The 6,659-nt window shown below is 63.2% G+C and carries 5 protein-coding genes; 1 reads left to right on the forward strand and 4 read right to left on the reverse strand.

All coding sequences use genetic code 11. The features are described from left to right. Window positions 1-1,093: chaperonin GroEL (groEL, locus tag ACIQ17_RS29275; protein ID WP_398472940.1), on the forward strand; the 1,093-nt coding region annotated here is incomplete at its 5' end. A 175-nt stretch (window positions 1,094-1,268) separates the two neighbouring features. On the opposite strand, the gene ACIQ17_RS29280 is transcribed toward groEL, so the two are convergent. The 4 genes from ACIQ17_RS29280 to ACIQ17_RS29295 all read right to left on the reverse strand — a co-directional run bounded on the left by ACIQ17_RS29280 (window position 1,269) and on the right by ACIQ17_RS29295 (window position 6,477). Then, window positions 1,269-2,408 (reverse strand): ABC transporter substrate-binding protein, encoded by a 1,140-nt coding sequence (locus tag ACIQ17_RS29280; protein ID WP_398472944.1) that lies wholly within the window; start codon window positions 2,406-2,408, stop codon window positions 1,269-1,271. 150 nt (window positions 2,409-2,558) lie between these two features. Next, window positions 2,559-4,436, reverse strand: coding sequence for a feruloyl-CoA synthase (locus ACIQ17_RS29285; RefSeq protein WP_398472941.1), 1,878 nt, complete (start codon window positions 4,434-4,436; stop codon window positions 2,559-2,561). Between the two features lie 159 nt (window positions 4,437-4,595). Next, window positions 4,596-5,375 carry a crotonase/enoyl-CoA hydratase family protein gene (locus ACIQ17_RS29290; protein ID WP_398472942.1) on the reverse strand — a complete coding sequence of 260 codons (780 nt, stop codon included), beginning with the start codon at window positions 5,373-5,375 and terminating at the stop codon, window positions 4,596-4,598. 169 nt (window positions 5,376-5,544) lie between these two features. Further along, complete coding sequence (locus tag ACIQ17_RS29295; RefSeq protein WP_398472943.1) at window positions 5,545-6,477, reverse strand: cyclase family protein; 933 nt, start codon at window positions 6,475-6,477, stop codon at window positions 5,545-5,547. Window positions 6,478-6,659 lie beyond the last annotated feature (182 nt).

The raw sequence follows: 6,659 nt of genomic DNA on the forward strand, positions 1-6,659 counted from the left end.
CATCGTCGAAGGCATGAAGTTCGATCGCGGCTACCTCAGCCCCTACTTCGTGACCAATGCCGAGAAGATGACCGCCGAGCTCGAGGATGCCTATATCCTCCTCGTCGAGAAGAAGATCTCCAGCCTGCAGGCGATGCTTCCGGTGCTCGAAGCCGTGGTGCAGTCGACCAAGCCGCTCGTGATCATCTCGGAAGACGTGGAAGGCGAAGCCCTCGCCACCCTCGTCGTCAACCGTCTGCGCGGCGGCCTCAAGGTTGCAGCCGTCAAGGCACCGGGCTTCGGCGATCGCCGCAAGGCCATGCTGGAAGACATCGCGATCCTCACCGGCGGCCAGCTGGTGTCGGAAGATCTCGGCATGAAGCTGGAAAGCGTCACGCTGGCGATGCTCGGCCGCGCCAAGAAGGTCGTGATCGACAAGGAAAACACCACCATCGTCAACGGCGCTGGCAAGAAGCCGGCGATCGAGGCACGCGTCGGCCAGATCAAGGCGCAGATCGAGGAAACCACCTCGGACTACGACCGCGAGAAGCTGCAGGAGCGTCTGGCCAAGCTTGCTGGTGGCGTGGCCATCATCAAGGTCGGCGGCGCGACCGAAGTCGAAGTGAAGGAAAAGAAGGACCGCGTGGATGACGCGCTGAACGCGACCCGTGCGGCCGTTCAGGAAGGCATCGTCCCCGGCGGCGGCACCGCCCTCCTCCGCGCCAAGAAGGCCGTCGGCAAGATCACGAATGCAAACGCAGACGTGCAGGCCGGCATCAACATCGTCCTCAAGGCCCTCGAAGCGCCGCTGCGCCAGATCGCCGAGAACGCCGGTGTGGAAGGCTCCATCGTGGTCGGCAAGATCCTCGACGAGAAGTCGGAGACCTTCGGCTTCGACGCCCAGAACGAAGTCTATGTCGACCTCGTCGCCAAGGGCATCATCGACCCGGCCAAGGTCGTGCGCACCGCCCTGCAGGACGCTGCCTCGGTTGCCGGTCTCCTCGTGACCACCGAAGCCATGGTTGCCGAGCTGCCGCGCGAAGCAGCCCCGGCGATGCCGGGCGGCGGCGGCGGAATGGGTGGCATGGGCGGTATGGGTGGCATGGGCTTCTAAGCCCGGCGCTCGACAGCCTCACCAAACATCGAAGGCCGCCCGAAAGGGCGGTCTTCTTTTTTGCTTCTTGCTTCACCTCTCCCCACCGGGGAGAGGTGAAAATCGGAGCGAACCAAAAACAGAAAGGCCGCTCTTTCGAGCGGCCTTGTTTTTTCCAGTGAAGGATGATCGTCCCTTACTGCGCCAGCACGTATTTCCCGTCCTTCACCGTCAGCAGGATGCGCGAGCGCTCGTCGAGGCCGTAGCGGTCCTTTTCGGTGAAGTTGTAGACGCCCTGGGTCGCCGGGATCTCACGCTCGGTGAGGAGCGCCTGGCGGACGGCCTCGCGGAATTCGGGGGTGCCGGGTTTTGCGGTCTTCAGCGCGGTCGGGATGATGCGCTTCAGCACCTCGAAGGCATCATAGGAATGGCCGGCGAACTGGCTGCGGCTGTTCGGGCCATACTTGGCTTCATAGGCAGCGTTCAGCGCCAGGCCCGGCTTCTTGGTCAGCGCGGAATCCGGCTGGCCTTCCGGATACATCACCGGACCCGACGCCATCAGCACGCCTTCCGCAGCCTTGCCGGCGATGCGGATGAAGTCCATCGAGGCGGCGCCATGGGTCTGGTAGATCAGGCCCTTGTAGCCCTTGTCGCGCAGTTCGGTCTGCGGGAGGGCCGCGGCGGTGCCGGAGGCACCGATCAGGATCGCATCGGGATTGGCGGCGATCAGCTTCAGAACCTGGCCGGTGACCGACGTATCCGGACGGGCGAAGCGCTCTTCCGCGGCGATCGTGATGCCCATCGGCACCGCCTGGGTCTTAAGGTCGTTGAACCACAGATCACCATAGCTGTCGGAATAGCCGATATAGCCGACGGTCTTGATGCCCTTGGCCTTCATGTGGTCGTACATCACCTTGCCGACGATCGGCACCGGCTGCGGCATGGCCACCGACCACTTTGCGCGCTCCGGGGTGATCGGCAGCGGCGACAAGGCGAAATGCGGAATGCCGGCCTCATTGGCGACGTTGGACACCGCGATGCTGGTCGGCGTCACCGCCGAGCCCATGATGATGTCGGCCTTGGATTCTGTCACGAAACGGCGGGCATTGGTGGTCGCCGTGGTGGGATCGCCGCCATCGTCGAGCACGATCACCTTGAGCTTCACACCGCCGATTTCCTTCGGCACGAATTCCAGCGCGTTGCGCTCAGGGATTCCGAGGGCTGCGGCCGGGCCGGTGGTGGAGGTGGTCAGGCCGACGGTGACTTCCTGCGCTGCAGCAGGTGCGGCAAGTGCCAGCGACGCGGCGACCGCCGCAATCGCGAAATGACTCGTCATGTGATGCTTGGACATTAGTCTCTCCCTGAAGGTTCTTTTGTTATCGTCAGCTAAATCAAAGTTGGGCCGATCGTTCAGCCCCTTCTTTAGGTCAGTGGGGAGGCAGTGGTAAAGGCCCACCCCACCGGCGCTTCGCCGCAGGCTTAACGGCTAGACGGCAATCACCCTCGCCGCTTCGCTGCCGGCATAGATGTCGGCGATCAGCGCCGCCCGATGCTCCAGCACCGCGCGCTGGTTGATCGAGCCCTTGTCGGTGACCTCACCCTTGTCGATGGACAGCGGCGTATCGAGCAGAACCGCTTTGGCGATGCGCGTGGACGAACCGGTGGCGCCTGCCATGAACTGCGCAAGCCGCTCGCGAAAGGCTTCGCGAATAACGGGATCATGCGCTGCGGCAGCAAGATCGCCCGGCGGCAGATCGGGATTGATGACGCGGCAGCCGTCGAGATCGAGCACCACCAGTGCGGCAAGCTCATCACGATTGATGCCGGCGATGACGACATCACGCACCAAGGGCGCACAGGTGCCGACGAAACGCGCGCGCAACGGGCCGACGCTGACCCATGTGCCGCTGCCGAGCTTGAAATCCTCAGAGATGCGGCCGTCGAAATCGAAGCCGGCATCGAAATCGTCGGGATCGACCGCCTTCAATGCATCGCCAAAAATATAGTAGCCCTCGTCGTCGAATGCCTTTGCGGTGAGTTCGGGCTGGCGCCAGTAGCCCGGCGTGACATTCGGGCCCTTGGCGCGGACTTCCATCTTGCCGTTATTGGGCACCAGTTTTGCGTCATTGCCCGGCACGGGCAGGCCGACATGGCCGGAACGGCTGGTGAGCGGCGTCACGCACATGAAGAACGGCGCGGTCTCCGTGGCGCCAAGGCCGGTGAGCATCGGCACGCGCTTGCCGGTGGTCTGCACCGACAGCTCATCGAGACTGCCCCAGACATAGGGGGAGAGCGCCGCGCCGGAGAAGAACATCGCATGCAGCCGCGAAAAGAACTTTTCACGCAGTTGAGCGTCCTCGCGCAGATAGGGCAGCAGCGACTCGTAACCCTTGGGAACGTTGAAATAGACCGTCGGAGAGATTTCGCGGAGATTGCGGATCGTCTCGGCGATGCCGGCCGGCGTCGGCTTGCCCTCGTCGAGATACATCGAACCGCCATTGAACAGCGTCAGCCCGATATTGTGATTGCCGCCAAAGGTGTGATTCCACGGCAGCCAGTCGATGATCACCGGCGGCTCGTCCTTCAGGAAAGCGAGCGTGTCGCGCAGCATGATCTGGTTGGCGCACATCATGCGCTGGGTATTGATGACCGCTTTCGGATTCCCGGTGGAGCCGGAGGTCAGCAGGAATTTCGCGATCGTATCGGGGCCGATGGCCTGATGGGCCGCATCGAGACCCGCGGCCTCGGCCGTCGTCAGCAGGTCCGACAGTCTTGTCGCCTGTCGATCGGGCAGCGTGCCGCGTGACACCACGACCTCGACATCGGCGGGGACGTTGAAGCGGATGGCGTCGGCGAACACATCGCCGTCGTCGACGAAGACGAGGCCGGGGGTCAGCAGCCCCATCAGATATTTCAGCTTGCCGTAATCCTTCGACACCAGCGAATAGGCCGGCGACACCGGCGCGAACGGAATGCCGGCATAGAGCGCACCAAAGGCCACCAGCGCGTGATCGATGGAATTGCCGGACAGGATCATGATCGGCCGATCCGGCGACAGATTTCGCGCCAGCAGCGCGGATGCAATGCGGCGCGCGGCGTCGAGCATGTGAGCATAGGTGATCTCGCGCCAGCCACCGCCCTCGCCGCGCTCGCCCATGAAGACGCGGTCCGGCGTTTCCCTAGCCCAATGATGCAGATAATCAGTGACGCGGGCGGGATAGTCGCCGATCGCAGCGGTCGGGCGGAGATAGATCGTGCCGTCGTCGCGGCGCTCCACGCGCACGGCGGGATCGCCATAGGAGATCGGACGAAGCGGATGTTTTGCTGCTGTCGTCTGGTCGCTCGTTGTTGCCACTGCAGACATGACTGTCCCGTCCCCTGTGTCTTCCGTCCCGTATTTTTTTGCTTTTAGTTATAGCTCCGTCATTGCGAGGAGCGTAGCGACGAAGCAATCCAGAAAGCCAAGTGAAGAAAGACTGGATTGCTTCGTCGCCAAGAGGCGCCTCGCAATGACGACTAACAATTAGCCGGATTTCACCTTGCCGACTTTCTTCTCCAGAAAATCGCGGATGCGGTTCTTCGCCTCCTGATCGCTCTGCGCCACCGACGCCATCAGCGATTCCAGCATCAAGCCTGTCTGAGGGCTGGCCTCCGCGATCAGCGGCAGCGCCTGCAGCACGGCGAAATTCGTCAGCGGCGCATTCTGTGCCACGCGCTCGGCGAGTTCGAGCGCCTTGGTGAGCGCGCCGTCGGCTTCGGTGAGATATTGCGCGAAGCCGAGCGTGACGCCCTCCTCCGCCTTGTAGACGCGGCCGGTGAGCATCATGTCGGCCATCCGGTGCACGCCGATCAGCCGCGGCAGCCGCATCGAGGCGCCGCCGCCGACAAAGATGCCGCGGCTGCCTTCGGGCAGCGCGTAGTAAGCCGAGGGATCTGCGACGCGGATATGGGCGGAGCAGGCCAGCTCCAGCCCGCCGCCGATCACCGCGCCTTGCAGCGCGGCGATGACGGGCACGCGGGCATGCTGGATCAGGTCAAACACGCGGTGCCACATGCGGGAATGCATCAGGCCGGCGGTGGCGTCGCGCTCCTGCAGCTCGGAGAGATCGAGGCCGGCCGAGAAATGGCCGCCGATGCCGTGGATGACGACGGCGCCGATCTCCGCGGGCAGCACCTGAAAGGCGCGCTCGATCTCCAGGATGATGCCGTCATTGAGCGCATTGCGCTTGGCCGGGCGATTGAGGCCCACCAGCAGCACCCGGCCGCGGGTTTCGATCTGGAGCAGGGAAGCAGATTGGGTCATCGGCACCGAATAAGGACAGAGAAGAATAATTATAGATTATAACGGATTGGGCGTGAGTCAACCGGGAGGGGTAGCCCGGGTAGAGCGCAGCGTAACCCGGGGACCGGCACTTCAATTGATCGGCTGTCCCCGGATTACGCTGCGCTCCATCCGGGCTAAGAGCGCTAACCTACCTGATCGCCACCGGATTGATCATGCTCTGCACGCCACCCTTGAAGCGCGGCTGGCCGAGCACGAACATGAACTCATAGCCCTTGTCCTTGGCGAGTTCGGCCGTATCCATGTTCTCCAGAATATAGGTGCCATTCATCGCCAGCAGGATCTGATGCACCTCGAACACGGTGCCTTTCTCGAATGGCAGCACCTCGACGCCCCAGGTATCGGCGCCGACGGCGACCACGCCCTTGCTGGTCAGATATTTCGCGCCCTCGACGCCGAGCCCGGGCTCGCCGCCATTGTAGCGCTTGTCGTCCTTGCCGAGCAGGCTGAGCCAGCCGGTATGGAACAGCACCACGTCGCCTTCCCTGATCTCGACGCCCTGCGCCTTGGCCGCTTCCTCGATCTCCTTGGTGTTGAACGCCGTGCCTTCCTTGACCACATCGGTCTTGTAGTAGGCCGCCATGTCGAGCATCACGCCGCGGGCGACCAGCGGCGGCACCTTGTCGATGCCGAGCTTCTTCAGACCGGAGACATCGCCGAAATCGGCGATCTTGTTGCCGTTGTAATAGACGTGATCCACACCGAGATGGCCGAGCCCGTCCATCTGGCTGCCGACGCCGACCCAGCCGGTGATCATGTCGTCGTTATAGGTGGCCTGATTGGGTCCGATGCCGTGATTGCCGGCCTGGCCGGGCTGCACGATGGTGACCTTCACCGACCGCGGCGGATAGGCCGGCGTATCGGCGCCGACGGGAATGCCGAGGGCATAGGTCTTTCCGGTCTTCACCAGCTGGGCGGCGGCCTTGACGCGTTCGGGGGTGATGTAGTTGGCGGCGCCGATCTCGTCATTCGGGCCCCATTTGGATTTGGTCCAGTCCTGCGCCAGCGCGGGCATGGCCATCACAAGCGATACGGCACTTCCAAGCAAAACTGCTCTCAACATCGTCGCCTCCCTGTGTTCGCCGGATGTTTCCGGTCGATGGGAGTAAACTACAGCAATTGGGGCATCTGTAGGGTGGGCAAAGGCGCTCTCGCGCCGTGCCCACCTTCGCGTGCACGGCGCGTGATGGTGGGCACGCTACGCTTTGCCCACCCTACAGGTCACAGCACCTGATGCACTGCCAG

The organism is Tardiphaga sp. (assembly GCF_044340795.1).
GTDB lineage: Bacteria > Pseudomonadota > Alphaproteobacteria > Rhizobiales > Xanthobacteraceae > Tardiphaga.

What these genes read in the sequence shown, in the direction of transcription:
- ACIQ17_RS29280 (WP_398472944.1), bottom strand. Translation starts at nt 2,408, where the DNA reads ATGACGAGTCATTTCGCGATTGCGGCGGTCGCCGCGTCGCTGGCACTT.
- ACIQ17_RS29285 (WP_398472941.1), bottom strand. Translation starts at nt 4,436, where the DNA reads ATGTCTGCAGTGGCAACAACGAGCGACCAGACGACAGCAGCAAAACAT.
- ACIQ17_RS29290 (WP_398472942.1), bottom strand. Translation starts at nt 5,375, where the DNA reads ATGACCCAATCTGCTTCCCTGCTCCAGATCGAAACCCGCGGCCGGGTG.
- ACIQ17_RS29295 (WP_398472943.1), bottom strand. Translation starts at nt 6,477, where the DNA reads ATGTTGAGAGCAGTTTTGCTTGGAAGTGCCGTATCGCTTGTGATGGCC.